15 protein-coding genes are annotated in these 15,033 nt (G+C 62.5%); 8 read left to right on the top strand and 7 right to left on the bottom strand.

Annotated elements, in window-relative coordinates:
- Nucleotides 1-96 precede the first annotated feature (96 nt).
- The 4 genes from ACHPFG_RS15270 to ACHPFG_RS15255 all read left to right on the top strand — a co-directional run bounded on the left by ACHPFG_RS15270 (nt 97) and on the right by ACHPFG_RS15255 (nt 4,751).
- Complete coding sequence (locus ACHPFG_RS15270; RefSeq protein WP_131696248.1) at nt 97-462, top strand: response regulator; 366 nt, start codon at nt 97-99, stop codon at nt 460-462.
- A gap of 196 nt (nt 463-658) precedes the next feature.
- Nucleotides 659-2,059 carry a DUF1254 domain-containing protein gene (locus ACHPFG_RS15265; RefSeq protein ID WP_431703415.1) on the top strand — a complete coding sequence of 467 codons (1,401 nt, stop codon included), beginning with the start codon at nt 659-661 and terminating at the stop codon, nt 2,057-2,059.
- A gap of 131 nt (nt 2,060-2,190) precedes the next feature.
- The gene (locus ACHPFG_RS15260; RefSeq protein ID WP_431703414.1) at nt 2,191-3,738 is read left to right on the top strand and encodes a J domain-containing protein; all 1,548 of its coding nucleotides are present in this window, start codon (nt 2,191-2,193) and stop codon (nt 3,736-3,738) included.
- A complete protein-coding gene (locus ACHPFG_RS15255) occupies nt 3,735-4,751 on the top strand; it encodes a DUF3829 domain-containing protein (protein WP_431703413.1) in 1,017 nt (338 codons plus the stop codon). The genes ACHPFG_RS15260 and ACHPFG_RS15255 overlap by 4 nt, the downstream gene beginning before the upstream one ends.
- Here ACHPFG_RS15255 and ACHPFG_RS15250 read toward each other — a convergent pair.
- A complete protein-coding gene (locus tag ACHPFG_RS15250) occupies nt 4,748-5,419 on the bottom strand; it encodes a DUF3313 domain-containing protein (RefSeq protein ID WP_184742306.1) in 672 nt (223 codons plus the stop codon). The genes ACHPFG_RS15255 and ACHPFG_RS15250 overlap by 4 nt on opposite strands.
- Nucleotides 5,420-5,552: 133 nt before the next feature.
- The gene (locus tag ACHPFG_RS15245) at nt 5,553-6,047 is read right to left on the bottom strand and encodes a hypothetical protein (protein WP_431703412.1); all 495 of its coding nucleotides are present in this window, start codon (nt 6,045-6,047) and stop codon (nt 5,553-5,555) included.
- A 194-nt stretch (nt 6,048-6,241) separates the two neighbouring features.
- Between ACHPFG_RS15245 and ccoN the strand changes: the two genes are divergently transcribed.
- From ccoN to ACHPFG_RS15230, 3 genes are all read left to right on the top strand, one after another.
- Complete coding sequence (gene ccoN / locus ACHPFG_RS15240; protein ID WP_431703411.1) at nt 6,242-7,669, top strand: cytochrome-c oxidase, cbb3-type subunit I; 1,428 nt, start codon at nt 6,242-6,244, stop codon at nt 7,667-7,669.
- Nucleotide 7,670: 1 nt separating this feature from the next.
- A complete protein-coding gene (locus ACHPFG_RS15235; RefSeq protein ID WP_431703410.1) occupies nt 7,671-7,880 on the top strand; it encodes a cbb3-type cytochrome c oxidase subunit 3 in 210 nt (69 codons plus the stop codon).
- Nucleotides 7,881-7,970: 90 nt separating this feature from the next.
- Nucleotides 7,971-8,663: an aspartate/glutamate racemase family protein gene (locus tag ACHPFG_RS15230; RefSeq protein WP_184742310.1), complete on the top strand. Its 693-nt coding sequence runs from the start codon at nt 7,971-7,973 to the stop codon at nt 8,661-8,663.
- On the opposite strand, the gene ACHPFG_RS15225 is transcribed toward ACHPFG_RS15230, so the two are convergent.
- The 4 genes from ACHPFG_RS15225 to ACHPFG_RS15210 form a co-directional block, all read right to left on the bottom strand.
- Nucleotides 8,660-9,172: a GNAT family N-acetyltransferase gene (locus tag ACHPFG_RS15225; protein WP_431703409.1), complete on the bottom strand. Its 513-nt coding sequence runs from the start codon at nt 9,170-9,172 to the stop codon at nt 8,660-8,662. The two genes, ACHPFG_RS15230 and ACHPFG_RS15225, sit on opposite strands and share 4 nt — an antisense overlap.
- Before the next feature lie 61 nt (nt 9,173-9,233).
- A complete protein-coding gene (locus ACHPFG_RS15220) occupies nt 9,234-10,298 on the bottom strand; it encodes a DUF1176 domain-containing protein (RefSeq protein WP_431703408.1) in 1,065 nt (354 codons plus the stop codon).
- Between the two features lie 54 nt (nt 10,299-10,352).
- The gene (locus ACHPFG_RS15215; RefSeq protein ID WP_431703407.1) at nt 10,353-11,492 is read right to left on the bottom strand and encodes a glycerate kinase; all 1,140 of its coding nucleotides are present in this window, start codon (nt 11,490-11,492) and stop codon (nt 10,353-10,355) included.
- A 91-nt stretch (nt 11,493-11,583) separates the two neighbouring features.
- Complete coding sequence (locus ACHPFG_RS15210; protein WP_431703406.1) at nt 11,584-12,690, bottom strand: sugar diacid recognition domain-containing protein; 1,107 nt, start codon at nt 12,688-12,690, stop codon at nt 11,584-11,586.
- A gap of 172 nt (nt 12,691-12,862) precedes the next feature.
- On the opposite strand from ACHPFG_RS15210, the gene ACHPFG_RS15205 reads away from it, so the two are divergent.
- A complete protein-coding gene (locus ACHPFG_RS15205; protein ID WP_131696233.1) occupies nt 12,863-14,173 on the top strand; it encodes an MFS transporter in 1,311 nt (436 codons plus the stop codon).
- A 63-nt stretch (nt 14,174-14,236) separates the two neighbouring features.
- Here the strand turns inward: ACHPFG_RS15205 and ACHPFG_RS15200 are convergent, their stop codons facing one another.
- Entirely contained in the window at nt 14,237-14,941 is a 705-nt protein-coding gene (locus tag ACHPFG_RS15200) for an SDR family oxidoreductase (RefSeq protein ID WP_145337802.1), read from the bottom strand.
- Nucleotides 14,942-15,033: the final 92 nt, after the last annotated feature.

Here is a 15,033-nt window from a genome sequence, read left to right as displayed (position 1 = left end):
CCGCCAACGGAACTTGCCGAGATTGACGCGACTCATTAGAGAATGGTCTTTCAACCGCTAAAGACCTGCACCTCCATTTTTTCGGGAACCCTCATTATGTCCGCAGTCTCCTCCACCCTCCTTGTCGTCGAAGACGATGCCATCGTGCGTATGCTGATCGTTGATGTGCTCGAAGAGTTGGAGTTCCTGGTGCTTGAAGCTGCCGATGCGCAAGAAGCCTTGAAGATTGTTGAAGACACCGCGCAGATCATCGACCTGATGATGACCGACGTCGGCCTGCCGGACATGGACGGCAAGCAACTGGCGGCCAAGGTGCGTGAATTGCGCCCCACCCTGCCTATCCTGTTTGCCAGCGGCTATGCCGAGAACATCGATGTGCCCGCCGGGATGCAGGTGATCGCCAAGCCGTTCTCCATCGATCAATTGCGCGACAAAGTCAAATCGATGCTGCCTGCCGCCTGACCCCTCTTTTACACAGTGCCGCCCGGCAAGGGCGGCTATTTGTGCGTCTTTATCCACATGTTCAAGCCGCCGTACAGATCGGCTTTGATGAGTTCACTTTATTCGCAGGGATTAACGTGACGTCAGGGAAATAAAACAGGAAACTCATCGCCTTTATTCCCCGGCAGTCAAACGAACTTTGGAAGGACGCAACAACATGATTGGAAAACCGACGCGCCTGCTGTTGGCGAGCCTCTCGATACTCATGAGTACCGGCGCCTGGGCCGACTTTACCGCCACCCCCAGCGAAGCCCGGGCCATCGCCAAGGAAGCCTACCTGTATGGCTACCCGGTGGTGGAGATGTACAAGACGCTTTACACCCAGGCCGTTGATAAGGGCGGTACCAACTTCAAGGCACCGTTCAACCATATCGGCAATACCGCCCAAGTGATCACCCCCAAGGACACCGCGTTCGTGACGCCGAACTCGGATACGCCCTACTCGTTCGTGTGGATGGACCTGCGCAGCGAGCCACTGGTGCTGACGCTGCCCAAGATCGAAGACGACCGTTACTACTCGGTGCAATTGATCGACCTCTACACCCAGAACATCGCCTATCTGGGCACCCGCAGCACCGGCAACAACGGCGGCCACTACATGATCGCCGGCCCGGACTGGAAAGGTCAGCAGCCGGTGAACGTGGACCGCGTGGTCTACAGCGAAAGCAACATCGCCTACGCCCTCTACCGCACGCAGTTGTTCGACGAGAAGGACCTGAACAAGGTCAAGCAGATCCAGAACGGCTACAAAGTCCAGTCCCTGAGCAATTACGTGAAGCAAGCTGCGCCGGCCAAAGCGCCGAAGGTCCCCTGGCCCAAGCCCATGGCGACCATGACCGAAGGCCCGCAGCTGTTTCGCTACCTGAACTTCATGCTCGCCTTCGCCGCGCCCCAGGACAGCGAGAAAGACCTGCTGGCGCGCTTTGCCAAGATTGGTATCGCCCCTGGCGCGCCCTTCAAGGTCAAGGAGTTGACCGCTGAACAGCGCAAGGCCCTGGAAGACGGTATCTCCGATGCGCGCGCCGAGTTTGCCGCGTTCAAAAAGGACAAGGTCGACACGCATCAGGTCGACAGTGGCGATTTGTACGGCAGCCGCGACCACCTGAACAACAACTACCTGTACCGCTACGCCGGTGCGGACATGGGGCTTTTCGGTAACTCCGGCGATGAAGTCGCGTACCTGAGCTATATCCTCGACAGCGAGGGCAAGCCCGCCAACGGCGCACGCCACAGCTACACCGTGCACTTCGCCAAGGACCAGTTGCCACCAGCCGATGCCTTCTGGTCGCTGACCATGTACGACGCCAAGACCAAGCTGCTGGTGCCCAACCACAAGAAACGCTACCTGATCAATTCGCACATGCTGTCCGGCCTCAAGCGGGACGCCGATGGCGGCCTGACCTTGGCCCTGCAGCACCACGAGCCGCCGAAGGCCGAGCAGAGCAACTGGTTGCCGGCCCCACCCGGTCCGTTCTACGCAATCCTGCGGATTTACCTGCCCAAGCCTGAGGTGGGTAACGGCCAGTGGAAGCTGCCGCCGTTGACGCCGCTTAAGTAACACCGCGTGCCCGGTCGCGACCGCGTCAGGCCGGGCCATTCCTGCTGTAAGCGCCAACCCGTACTACCGCTGGCTTATCAAATTGTAAAACGGGTAATGTGCGCGCGATTGTCTACGGAGTTGCACTGCACATGACTTGCTGGAATGTCCTTGGCCTGGCGCCGGATGCCGATAGCCGCACGATCAAGCGCCAATACGCCGCCCTGCTGAAGAAAACCCGGCCGGATGATGACCCCGAGGGATTCCAGCGCCTGCGCGAAGCCTATGAGGCCGCGCTGGCGTGGAGCCAGGGGCAGCAGGAAGCTGACGAAGTGGTCATCGACATCCAGGGCGACAGCCTTGCCGACCATTACCAGGCAGCCATGGCCCATGGCAATGCGCTGCACTTTGAAATCCAGTTGTTGCTGCGCGACATCGAGGGGCATCTCAACCCCGAAGACACCCGCTGGGCGTTTGAAACCTTCAACTGGCTGACGGCCTGGCAGCGCCTGGAGCTGCCCGGCGAGCTGATCGAAAGACTCGAGCGCAAGCACCGCAGCGCGTTGCAGCAGCCCTTGCGCCAGGCCCTTGAGCAAAAGGACGAGGCCGCTTTCCTGGCTGCCTATGCCGCACGCTCCGAGCATCCCTGGGTGAACAATCATCCCCATGCCGAGTGGTTCAACCAATGGCTGGCCCGCCTGCTTGCACAGAGTCACTACTGGTCGAGCGCAGTGTTCGACGCGGTGTGCGCCGGCCAGCACTGGCATGGCGGCGCCGGTCATGACTGCCCGGCGGGGGATTGGACGCGGCTGTTGCAACGCCAGCAAGGCCCGATTTTCCTCGCCCACCAATACGCGCTGGCCGCCGAACCGCCCAACAGCCCGCAGCAACGCGCCGCGCGGCTGCTGTTGGCGCCCATGAGCCTGGGCCAGCGCCGCGCCTTTGCCCAGCGCTTCAACGACAGCGACTGGGAAGCGTGCCAACGCCTCAGCGCAACCCTCTACGCTGACCATGTCGCGTTGGTCGAAGCCATGCCCGGTGGCAGCGTTTATTTCTGGCAAGGCTGGGACTCGGCCCTGGACACCTGGCCCTGGATCGTTGCGCTGGTGCTCAGTTGCGTGGCGGGGACCCTGGTGAATGTCGAGACCTTGGCCGGTAACCTGCTGCCCACGGTGGGCAAAGGACTGCTGTGGTCACTGGTGGCGGTGGTTGGTGCCGGACTGGCCTGGCATATCTGGCGCCCGCTGGCGCACCAATACCGCGTGCAGGACGAACACCTCAGCCAACGCCTGCCACGGGGCTTAAGCCCAACACATTTGCCGCTGTTGCCGCTGCGCGACCTGCTGCCCGGCCTGGTGTTGGTGGCGCTGTTGAGCTACCTGTTCAACCCACTCGCCGGCCTCACGCTGGTGGCCGTGTTGGCTGTCATCGGCCTGGTCAAACGCCCTTTTACGAACAGGCATACACCCTGGACCGCCGAACAGCCGCGATGGGCAAAGGTGACCAGGGTATTTTGCGTGGTTGTTGTTATCAGCGTTTTCGCCGGGTTGAAGCTGTATGACAACCAGTACCGGGTCACCCGCAACCAGGGCCTGCAACAGTGGACCGAACGCCTGTGCAGCCGCATGCCGCGTAGCGCAGAACACTGCCAGGCCCCCGCGACCCAGGCACAGTGGTATGGCCAGGAGGCCGGACGATGAATTCCAATTGGTTTATTGCCTTGGGTATTGCACTGGTCATGGGGCTCTTCGGCCTTGCATCTGCGGGCAAGCAAGTGCACCTGGTCGAGTTGTGGTGGAACCAGCGCGACGGCCCCCAAACCGCAACCGCCAGCGCCCTGGCGCCGATCATCGATTGCGTCAACCGAGTCGACCGAGACACTCGGCTGACGTACTACCGGCTCATCACCCCTGAACGCAACGAGCGACAGCCAGACCTGCCGGCCGTCGCCTACCCCAATAATCGCGACGAGTTCGGCGACACCACCGAGCCCCGGGCGCGGCTGATCCAAAAGGACATCTGCGGCCCCAGGATCAGCCTAAAACTTGAACATCAACAGCCCGGCAGCCGCTTGGTCGGGGTGACCGACCGTTTCGTGGCGAGCCTGGATATCTTTACGCCCATCGCCACGGATAACGCACCATCGAATCCGACCACCCAGTCGGCGGCCTATAAACGGCTTTTCAACGAAAACATGGAGGCATTGCTCAGGAAAGAGCTGATCAGCAAGGGCACCGACTACACCTCGATATCCGCCGAGCTGCGCCGTTCCCTGGACCGTGAAGAACAGCGCCTGCGCCCGGCACAGCTGGCCTTGCTGGAGGCGCGTTTCGGTCAGGACCTGCATTGGCATGTGCTCAATTACATGATCGTGGCGCGTCAGGCGGTCAACCAGATCGACCAGGGTGTACGCAACGCCAGCCTGACGCCGCAGGCCCTGGCGGCACTGACCAACAGCGTGCAGCAGGCCGGCGATGGCAGTCAGGCGTTCCTGAACAGCCTTCCGCGTAAAGACCGTAATGGTGACGCCGCTTACCTCTGGTACAGCGTGAAGCCCAATGTCGACGCGTACCTTGAGGCACTGCAAACGCTGCACAAGGATTGGCTGGCGCATGCTGCGCCCCAGCAACTGAGTGACGACTACTACGTCGTCACCCGTCGCTACGACGCCCTGCTCAGCTATTACAACCGCCAGGCACGCAATGGGTTTTAGTGTTTTTTCAGCTTCACATACGACTGATGCAGGTCCGACGCCCAGCCATCGATCACGCCTTTCACGTCATCGGCCTTCATCACCTGCGAGTCGTTGGACAGCGGCTTGCCCGTGCCCTTGCGCACCACTTGGGCGAGCACCTTGCCACTGGCACCATCGAGGAACTGCGCCTCGGTGCCGAGGGTAGTTTCCTGGTCGCGGATGCCGGTGCCGGTACTCACCGCCGCCGCCACCAGGGCCACAGGCACGAATTCATAGGGTTTGAGGCCTTCGGTCTTGCTGCTGACGGCAGTGATCGCCGCGCGCACCACCATCACACCGGGGCCAGGGCCGTTGGCCAGGGGCAGTGACTTGCCCAGCTCACGCTTGAGTGCCTGATTGAAGTAAGTGTTGATGCCATTAAGGGTGCTGTCGGGGATTTTCGCGGTGGCCTGGGGCTTGGGGTAGAACTGCGTCGGTTCGATGTACACCGCGGTGTAGCGGCTCAGGTCCAGTTTGGGGTCGACCCAGCGCATCACCTCGGCCCCCGACGGCGACTTGGCTTCCTTGAGTTGGCTGTAGTCGGAAAGAAAACCCGAGTACTCGTCCGGTTGGGTGACCTTGCTGGCGCAGCCAGCCATAGCAATTGACGCGACGCACAGCGTACTGATCATTAGCCTTAGTTTCATTATTGAACTCCTTGGCGATCATCATTGAGGCATTGAGCTGTAGGTATAGCCAATCCTGGGCAAAAAATGCTTATTTGTCCCCAATGTTTGACACTCCCGCAGCCCGCATCAACGCTGTACGAAGCGGTCGCCCTCAGCCGCGTTCGCGCGGGATCAAGCTCTGCAACTGCGTGGCCAGGAAGTTGGCGTCGAAGCCAAAGGTGTCAGGGTCTTTCAAGCCGTTGGTTTTTTTCCACAACCAGTCGTTTTTTTCGGCCGGCAGTACCAGCGATACGCTGCCGTGACGGGCGGCGGTCAAACCCATCACCGACACCGAGATCAAGCCGCCGACGCCCATGACCTCGGGCACGAACTCCACGGTTTTACCGGTAATGTGCACCAGCAGTTTTTCGGTCTTGAAGGTCGACGTCTCCACCGGCACGCTCGGCCCGCTGGCGACATAGGCTTCACGGTGCACCTCCAGCAAGCCGACGGTTTTGACCGGCTCAAGCCATTGCTCGATCTGCCCGAACAACTCGCCGAGCTTTTGTGCCCAGCGGGCCGACTGCACATCGAACTGCTGCTTCTTGTGCGCTTCGCTATCGGCGTAATGACGAAGCATCTCGCCCAGTTGCTGTACATCGTCCATTGCGGATTTCCTTGGGTGTGCCAGGTTGCGATGCCCGATCATGGCAGATGCGGCCACTCACCGTACGATTAACGCTGACAGGCCATTGGGCGTGCTTGTCGACTGATCCGCTGTAATGAGCTTTTTCTGAGCCTGTTTTGTTTTTCCCGCGTTTCCTACAGTGCTCGCCACTTGGAACCGTGGGAGGACTGAGCATGAGCACCGCAACAACCGGGCAGGCCTACAACTATAAAGTCGTCCGCCAATTCGTGATCGCCACCCTTGTGTGGGGCGTGGTGGGCATGGCCATGGGCGTGTGGATCGCCTCGCAACTGGTCTGGCCGCAGATGAACCTGGACTTGCCCTGGACCACGTTTGGCCGACTGCGGCCGTTGCACACCAGCCTGGTGATCTTTGGCTTCGCCGGCAGCGCGCAATTTGCCGCCAGCTACTATGCAGTGCAACGGACCTGCCAGGTGCGCCTGTTTTCCGACCGCCTGGCCGCGTTTACCTTCTGGGGCTGGCAGTCGGTGATCGTGATCATGCTGGTCAGCCTGCCTCTGGGCTACACCACCACCAAGGAATACGCCGAGATCGAGTTCTCCGGCGCGGTGTGGATGACCGTGGTATGGGTGGCCTATGCCATTGTGTTTTTCACCACGGTGGTGCGGCGCAAGACCCAACATATCTACGTGGGCAACTGGTTCTTCGGCGCCTTCATCGTGGTGATCGCCATGCTGCATGTGGTCAATCACCTGGCAATCCCGGTGGATTGGTTCAAGTCCTACCCGGTGTATTCCGGCGCGACCGATGCGATGGTGCAGTGGTGGTACGGGCATAACGCCGTCGGCTTTTTCCTGACCACCGGCTTCCTGGGGATGATGTATTACTTCGTGCCCAAACAGGTCGGGCGGCCGGTGTACTCCTATCGCCTGTCCATCGTGCACTTCTGGGCATTGATCACGCTGTACATCTGGGCCGGCCCGCACCACTTGCACTACACCGCGTTGCCCGACTGGGCGCAGTCGCTGGGCATGGCGATGTCGCTGATCCTGCTGGCCCCGAGCTGGGGCGGGATGATCAACGGCATGATGACCTTGTCCGGCGCCTGGCATAAATTGCGCACCGACCCGATCCTGCGCTTCCTGGTGCTGTCCCTGGCGTTCTATGGCATGTCGACCTTCGAAGGCCCGATGATGGCGATCAAGACCGTCAACGCCCTCTCCCACTACACCGACTGGACCATCGGCCACGTACACGCCGGCGCCCTGGGCTGGGTGGCGATGATCACCTTTGGCTCGCTGTACCACATGATCCCCAAGGTCTTCGGCCGCGAGCAGATGCACAGCGTGGCGCTGATCAACCTGCACTTCTGGCTGGCAACCATCGGCACCGTGCTGTACATCGCCTCAATGTGGGTCAACGGCATTACCCAAGGCCTGATGTGGCGCGCGGTAAACGACGACGGCACCCTCACCTACTCGTTTGTCGAAGCCTTGCAGGCCAGCCATCCGGGGTTTGTCGTGCGATTTGCGGGCGGAGTATTTTTCCTCTCGGGCATGTTGCTGATGGCCTACAACACTTGGCGCACCGTGCGGGTTGCAGACCTGAACGTAGCCCAACTCGATGCGCGGATCGCCTGATATGTGGAGTTTCCTGATTGTGGTGTGCCTGTACGGTGCGGTGGAGTATTGCCTGCGTGGGCAATCCGAGACGAGCCTGGACGAAGCCAGCATGTTGCCGTTCGCTGACGACCCGGAGGTGGCGCGGCGCGTTGAACAGGCCACAGGTAAACCCATCCAGGCAATTGCAGCGGAGCAACCCCGGCCGGGCTGGGTCAACCTGGAGATGTGAAACTGCTCCGGTCATTTGGCCGGCAACTGCGTATGACTATTCAGCGACCGATGGGTAAGGTGAAGCGACTTTCCCTGTCAGGAGCATCGCATGCGCACCATCGGCCTTATCGGCGGCATGAGCTGGGAGTCCAGCGCCGAGTACTACCGCATCATTAACCAGCGCGTGCGTGATCAGCTCGGCCCCCTGCGCTCGGCACAGGTGTTGATGTACAGCGTCGACTTCGGCCCCGTGGAGCAGGCCCAGCACGCCGGGCGTTGGGATGACGCCGCGCTGATCCTGGAAGACGCCGCGCGCCGTTTGCAGGCGGGCGGCGCCGAGTGTGTGGTGCTGTGTACCAACACCATGCATTTGGTGGCGCCGCGTATCGAGGCGGCGGTGTCGATTCCCTTCCTGCATATCGCCGATGCGGCCGCTGCGGCGGCGGTGGCGGCCGGTACCCTGACGGTCGGCTTGCTCGGCACCGCGTTCACCATGGAGCAGGATTTTCTCACCTCACGCCTGGCCGCCCAGGGGCTCACCGTGCTGGTGCCGGACGCGGAGGAGCGCCGCGCCGTGCACCGGATCATCTATGAGGAGTTGTGCGTCGGCGTGATCAGCGATGCGTCCCGCCAGGTCTACCTGCGGGTCATCGACTCCCTGGCTGCACGGGGTGCCCAGGCGGTCATCCTCGGTTGCACGGAAATCAGCCTGTTGGTCAAGCCCGAACACAGCGACCTGCCGCTGCTGGACACCACCGAGCTGCATGCGCAGGCTGCGGTGGCGTTTGCGCTGGAGGGTTAAGCCGATTTGCGCAGGCGCGCCATGCTCAGGGTGTCGACGAACACCCCATCGCGCAGGGCGTAGTCACGCAAGCGCCCTTCGACCTCGAAGCCGAACTTGCGGTACAGGTGCTGCGCAGCGTCGTTGTCGGCGTACACCGTGAGTTCCACCCGGTGCAGGTTCATCCAGTTGTCGGCCACGTCCAGCGCGGCCGTCAACAACCGCGAGCCTACGCCCTTGCCCTGCCAGGCCGTGGCCACGCCCATGCCGAACGAACCGACATGCGCCTGGCGCACGCGCAGGTACTGTTCCAGGCCCAGTTGGCCGATCACCTCACCGCCGTGCACCGCCACCAGTTGCAGGCGCCGTTCGTTGTCCATCACCAGGCGCTTGCGCCACGCCTCGACCGATTGGAACGGCATCTGCAGCACCTGCCGGCACACGGCCGGTTCGTTATAGAGCGCCGCGACACCTTCAAGGTGGGCCTCGGTAAAGCGCTGGATCACGATGTGGGGTTCAGGTGTGTGCATTGTGTTTCATCCTTTGAAAAACAAGTGGCCGGCCAGTGTAGAGGCCATGCCCGCCCCCTGGCTAGGGCGCCGGTGCGGTCGTCCACAACGACGGCCAATCGCCGTAACCGACACCGGTGCAGCGCGGCATCATATGAAACTCACTGAGCTGGAACGCCTTGCCGTCGAACACCCAAACGCCACCGCCGCCACAGTCACCGATCCCGCGCTGCTTGTAGAAATAACTCAGGGTGCCAGAGGCTTCGTCATAGCCCACCGAGCCTTGCAGCGCGGCGCCGTCCAACGGCAAGGGCTCAAGCTCCAGCGGCGTTTGCGCATAGGGCGCCTGACGCTGGCGGCTGACCACGTCGAACTCACAGTTGTAGGCCGCGCAGTCGTAACGCACCACCGTCATCGCCTGTTGCGCCGTCAGCGCCCCGGCCGTTGCCTCGGGCTCACCCTCCTCCGGCGTCACGGCCTGCAACGCAGCCGCCACCAGGCCCGCCTGTTCCTGCACGGTCAACGTCGGCGGCGCAGGGAACTTGCGCAGCACCGGCGTCGGCAAGCGGGGCGGCACCTCACTGGCCGGAGCTTTTCCGGGGCGTGCCAGGGCCGTCACGTTATCCACCCGCCCTTGCACCGCATCCATCAACAGCAGCGAAGCACTCAGGCCGCTCAGCGACACATGCGCCTGCTCATCGCCCGGCAATTGCAGGCGCTGGCCATTGCGCAAACGCTGCAACCAGCGCCGCGCGGCGGCGTCCTCGATCACGCCGTAAGACTGCACCTCGGGATCGCCGCCCTGATCGTCCAGTTCTACGTGCAAATCCCGGGTCAGTTCCAGGCCCAGCGGCTGACCGTCCAACACCAGGGTCGACAGGTCCAGCGCTTCGCCGCGATGATCGAAGCGCAGGCGCAGGTACCCTTCAGGCCCGGCCTGGTGCCAGACATGCAAGGTCAGGGAGCTGTAGTCTTCTTCATCGACGCCACTGGGCGCGCTCAGGGCATGGCAATTGCGCAGGTTGTCGCAACCGGTGACCCAGTTCTTGATTTCCCGCAGCAGCGGCACGGTTTCAGCGGGCGGTTGAGCGAAGGCATGGGTGGCGGGGCCGGTCAGCAGCAGGGCCAGGAGTACGGGGCGTAGCATGGGGACTCTCCGTGTCGAAAAAGGCGCGGATTGTCCCATGTTCGGCGTGATGCGTCAGCGCTTGGCCGCCACTCGCCACACCCGCGCAATATCCGCCGCGCGCTCGCGCAGCAAACGCGGTGCCTCGCTGCAGGCCTGCTCCAGACTCATCGGGCCGCTCGGCAAGGCAAATGCCGCATCCACGCCATGGGCGTACATCTGCTCGTAGCCGTCGCCCAGGGTGCCGGCGATGACGATCACCGGGACGCCGTGTTGCCGGGCGATACGGGCCACGCCGAAGGGGGTTTTGCCGCGCAGGGTTTGGGCGTCGAAGCGGCCTTCGCCGGTAATGACCAGGTCGGCGCCGCGTACAGCTTCGTCAAGGCCTACCAGTTCGGCGACGACGTCCACGCCCGCGCGGAACTGCGCACCGAGGAACGCCTTGGCGGCAAACCCCAGGCCGCCAGCGGCGCCGCTGCCGGGTTCGTCGCGCACGTCCTTGGGCAGGACGTTGGCGCAGTGATCGGCGAAGTGGCCAAGGGCGGCGTCCAGTTGTTGCACCTGCTCAGGGCTGGCACCTTTTTGCGGGCCGAATATCGCCGAGGCGCCGTGGGGGCCGCACAGCGGGTTGTTCACATCGGCGGCGATTTCAACGCGTACCTGGGCCAGGCGCGGATCGAGTTTTTCCAGGTTGATATGCGCCAGTCGTGACAAGGCCAGGCCTCCGGGAGGCAAGGCCTGTTCCGCAGCGTCGAACAGTTGCACGCCCAGGGCTTGCATCGCACCCGCACCGCCGTCGTTGGTGGCGCTGCCGCCAATCGCCAGAATGATGCGCTGGGCACCCAGGTCCAAGGCCGCGCGAATCAGCTCGCCGGTGCCGTAGGTGCTGCTGGTGCACGCGTCGCGCTGGCCTGGCGGTACCAGTTGCAGGCCGCTGGCTTCGGCCATTTCGATGATCGCGGTGTGGCTGTCAGCCAACCAGCCCCAACGTGCTTCAACCGTCCCGCCCAGAGGGCCACGCACCGCCTGGCGGCGCAATTGGCCGTTACAGGCGGCGAGCACCGAGTCCACCGTGCCTTCACCACCGTCCGCCATCGGGCACTGGATCACCTGTGCATCCGGCCAGACTTGCGCCAACCCTGCGGCAATGGCCTGGGCGACGCCCTCGGCACTCAGGCTGTCCTTGAACGAGTCGGGGGCGATGATGATTTTCATGGGCTTTCTCCGTTTTTTATGACGCCCATGCTGCCAGTTGGCACCGCCGATGACGCCGGTCCGATGCACAAGTACGGGTAAGGTTTGTTGTTCATTCCGACAAAGCCTGGGGCAACAGCTGCACGCCGAGGTACAGCGCCAGCATGCCATCCAGGGTCAGCGGGTCGACGCCGCTGAGTTCGGCGATGCGCTCCATGCGGTAGCGCAGGCTGTTGCGGTGAATGCCGAGGGCGTCGGCACAGGCCTGGCTTTGCCCGTCGTGTTCGCACCAACTGCGCAGCGTGGCCAGGAGTTGGCCGTTGCTGTCCTTGGCCAGCACCTTGCGCAATGGGTTGAGCAGTTCGTCGAGGGCATCGTCGTTGCGATGGCGCCAGAGCATCACGGGCAAGCGGTAGCGGTTGAGGGTCAAGAGCCGCGACTGCGGCAGCACATCGCGACCGTAGGCCAGCAAATCGCCGACGCGACGATAGCAACGGCGCAATCCGGCCAGGCCATCCGCCTGCCCGCCGACGGCCACGCGAAGGATGTTCCAGCCCAGGCCTTCGAGCTTTTCCAGCAACCGTGGATTGTCCACCTGCTGCGCCGCCGGTCGGCACCACAGCAGCGAGAACTGCGCCGAGCTCACGCACCAACTGTCCGGATAGCGCGAGCTCAGCCAGGTGTTCAATGCCTCCGCCGATTGGCCCGCCCCCAGTTCGAACAGGTACGGCGTGCGCGCCAGCTGCGGCTTGAGGCCCAATTGCTGGGCCTCATCGACCAGGCGTGGTGAGTCGCCGCTGTCGGCGAGGAGCAACGCCAACAGATCATCGCAACGCTGGCGTCGCCATTGCTGCTCGGCTTGCTGGTGACGATGGCTGACGAGCATTTCGGCGGTCATGCGCACCAGTTCGGCATAAGTGCGCAACAGCTCGGGCTCGCCGGTGATGCCCAGTACGCCAATCAGGCGCTGATCGTGCATCAGCGGCAGGTTGATGCCCGGCTGCACGCCCTTGAGGTGCTTGGCGGTCTGGCCGTCGATCTCGACCACGCGACCATTGGCCAGCACCAATTGTGCGCCTTCGTGGCGGGTGTTGATCCGCTCGGGTTCGCCGCTACCGAGGATCAGGCCTTGGCTGTCCATGACATTGACGTTGTAGGGCAGGATCGCCATGGTCCTATCGACGATATCCTGCGCCAGGTCATGATCCAGCTCGAACATGCGGCCATCTCCTGAAAGAAAGTCCTTGAAAGCGTGGTTGTTCATCGGCACAGCGCAAAGCATGCATCACTGTGCGCAAGCACAAAGACAGCACCCCGCCACGTGGCCGAGACTCGTTGGGCGATCAACGTTACCCTCGCATCGCGCAAAATCATAATAAAGAGAGATTCCCATGTCACAGAGCGCCGCTGTCACACTGGCCACCGATGACGATAAAAACGCCATCTACAAGCGCGTTACCCTGCGCTTGATCCCCTTCATTTTCATCTGCTATCTGTTCAACTACCTCGACCGGGTCAACGTTGGCTTTGCCAAGTTGCAGATGCTCGATGCGCTGAAATTCAGCGAAACCGTGTACGGCCTGGGTGCCGGGATCTTCTTTATCGGCTACGTGCTGTGTGGCGTGCCGAGCAACCTGGCACTGACCAGGTTCGGTCCACGGCGCTGGATTGCGTTGATGATGATCGTCTGGGGCACGCTGTCCACCTGCCTGCTGTTCGTCACCACGCCGACGCATTTCTACACCTTGCGCCTGTTTACCGGCGCGGCTGAAGCCGGCTTCTTCCCCGGCGTGGTGCTGTACCTCTCGCAGTGGTTCCCGACGTTCCGCCGTGGGCGGATCATGGCGTTGTTCATGTCGGCGATCCCGGTGTCCGGTTTGCTCGGCAGCCCGTTTTCCGGCTGGATCCTCAACCACTTCGCCGCCGGCCAAGGCGGCTTGGCGGGCTGGCAGTGGATGTTCCTGCTGCAAGGCATCCCGACCGTGATCCTCGGCGCCCTCGCCTACTTCCTGCTCAGCGACAGCTTTGCCCACGCCAAGTGGCTAAAGCCCCACGAGCGCGCAGTGCTGGAAGCCGACCAAGCCACCGACCTGGCCAACAAGCCGAAAACCACCACCGATTCACTCGCCGAAGTGTTCAAGAACCCGGCGATCTGGGCGTTCGGCCTGATCTACTTCTGCATCCAGAGCGGTGTGTACGCCATCAACTTCTGGCTGCCGTCGATCATCAAGAACCTTGGCTTCAGCGATAACCTGGTGATCGGCTGGCTCAGCGCGATTCCATACCTGCTGGCCGCCGTCTTCATGTTGCTGGTGGGCCGCTCGGCGGACTTGCGCAAGGAGCGTCGCTGGCATCTTGTCGTGCCGATGTTGATGGGCGCCATCGGCCTGGTGATTGCCGTGAACTTCGCCACCACGCCAGCCATCGCCATCCTCGGCCTGACCATCGCGACCATGGGCGCCCTCACCGGCCTGCCGATGTTCTGGCCGGTACCGACCGCCATGCTCAGTGCGGGCGCAGCGGCCGGTGGCCTGGCGCTGATCAACTCCATGGGCCAGATGGCCGGCTTCCTCAGCCCGTATATCGTCGGTTTTGTGAAGGACGCCACCGGCTCCACGGATGTGGCGCTGTACCTGCTGGCGGCGGTAATTGTGGCGGGCAGTGTGTTGGCGTTGCGGATGACGCGGACCTTGAAGGTATAACGCGGTCCATGTGGGAGGGGCGGTGCGACGATGCGACTTGCCCCTCCCACATTTAGTCCGCGTTTACAGCAACCCGCCGCCGTCGATATCAATGACAGCACCGGTCATGTAGCCATTTTCCATGGCCAGCACATACCCCGCCGCCACTTCCTCTGCCTGCCCTACGCGCCCCACCGGCAATGCGCCACCCGCCTTGGCAAACATCGCCAGGCGCTGGTCCTCGGCCAACCCCGCATATGCCGGGGTATCAATCACACCGGGACTCACCACGTTGACGCGACGCGGTGCCAACTCCTTGGCCAACTGCTTGCCCAGGGCTTCAGTGGCCGCGTTGATACCGACTTTGATGAACTGGCCCGGCGCCAATTTGCGCCCCAGTTGCCCGGAGGTCAGGCTGATGCTGCCGCGCTCATCAAGGAAAGGCAGCGCCTGTTGGATCGCCCGCAACGCGCCCCAGAGTTTCACGTTGAAGTTGTCCTGGGCCTCGTCCAGATCGGTTTCGATCAAGGTCTTGGCCCGCACCGAGGGGCCCGAGGTGTACACCAGATGGTCAAAACGCCCGACGGTTTCGAACAAACGCTGCAGGGAGGCGGCGTCGGTGACGTCCACGGGTTCGCTGCGCAGGCCGTTTTCGCTGCCCGACGAGAGGCGTCGCCCCGCCAACACCACCTGAGCACCGCGTGCAGCGGCGGCCTTGGCCACGGCTGCGCCGATCCCGCTGCTGCCGCCGATGACGATGACCGTTTTACCGTTGAGGGGAGAAGTCATGAAGAAGTGTCCTGGGTCAGAAAGTGAGCGCTCATCTTCCCAGCTTGGCAATCAGCGAAAAATCCCGGTAAAACGACAGGATCTTTAAAGGA

The organism is Pseudomonas sp. BR20 (genome assembly GCF_050780135.1).
GTDB lineage: Bacteria > Pseudomonadota > Gammaproteobacteria > Pseudomonadales > Pseudomonadaceae > Aquipseudomonas.
Note: the sequence above shows the minus strand (reverse complement) of the source record. Positions and strands in the feature narration are given on the sequence as shown.

What these genes read in the sequence shown, in the direction of transcription:
- ACHPFG_RS15245 (WP_431703412.1), bottom strand. Translation starts at nt 6,047, where the DNA reads ATGGACGATGTACAGCAACTGGGCGAGATGCTTCGTCATTACGCCGAT.
- ACHPFG_RS15225 (WP_431703409.1), bottom strand. Translation starts at nt 9,172, where the DNA reads ATGCACACACCTGAACCCCACATCGTGATCCAGCGCTTTACCGAGGCC.
- ACHPFG_RS15250 (WP_184742306.1), bottom strand. Translation starts at nt 5,419, where the DNA reads ATGAAACTAAGGCTAATGATCAGTACGCTGTGCGTCGCGTCAATTGCT.
- ACHPFG_RS15220 (WP_431703408.1), bottom strand. Translation starts at nt 10,298, where the DNA reads ATGCTACGCCCCGTACTCCTGGCCCTGCTGCTGACCGGCCCCGCCACC.
- ACHPFG_RS15230 (WP_184742310.1), top strand. Translation starts at nt 7,971, where the DNA reads ATGCGCACCATCGGCCTTATCGGCGGCATGAGCTGGGAGTCCAGCGCC.
- ACHPFG_RS15205 (WP_131696233.1), top strand. Translation starts at nt 12,863, where the DNA reads ATGTCACAGAGCGCCGCTGTCACACTGGCCACCGATGACGATAAAAAC.
- ACHPFG_RS15215 (WP_431703407.1), bottom strand. Translation starts at nt 11,492, where the DNA reads ATGAAAATCATCATCGCCCCCGACTCGTTCAAGGACAGCCTGAGTGCC.
- ACHPFG_RS15200 (WP_145337802.1), bottom strand. Translation starts at nt 14,941, where the DNA reads ATGACTTCTCCCCTCAACGGTAAAACGGTCATCGTCATCGGCGGCAGC.
- ccoN (WP_431703411.1), top strand. Translation starts at nt 6,242, where the DNA reads ATGAGCACCGCAACAACCGGGCAGGCCTACAACTATAAAGTCGTCCGC.
- ACHPFG_RS15235 (WP_431703410.1), top strand. Translation starts at nt 7,671, where the DNA reads ATGTGGAGTTTCCTGATTGTGGTGTGCCTGTACGGTGCGGTGGAGTAT.
- ACHPFG_RS15270 (WP_131696248.1), top strand. Translation starts at nt 97, where the DNA reads ATGTCCGCAGTCTCCTCCACCCTCCTTGTCGTCGAAGACGATGCCATC.
- ACHPFG_RS15265 (WP_431703415.1), top strand. Translation starts at nt 659, where the DNA reads ATGATTGGAAAACCGACGCGCCTGCTGTTGGCGAGCCTCTCGATACTC.
- ACHPFG_RS15210 (WP_431703406.1), bottom strand. Translation starts at nt 12,690, where the DNA reads ATGTTCGAGCTGGATCATGACCTGGCGCAGGATATCGTCGATAGGACC.
- ACHPFG_RS15255 (WP_431703413.1), top strand. Translation starts at nt 3,735, where the DNA reads ATGAATTCCAATTGGTTTATTGCCTTGGGTATTGCACTGGTCATGGGG.
- ACHPFG_RS15260 (WP_431703414.1), top strand. Translation starts at nt 2,191, where the DNA reads ATGACTTGCTGGAATGTCCTTGGCCTGGCGCCGGATGCCGATAGCCGC.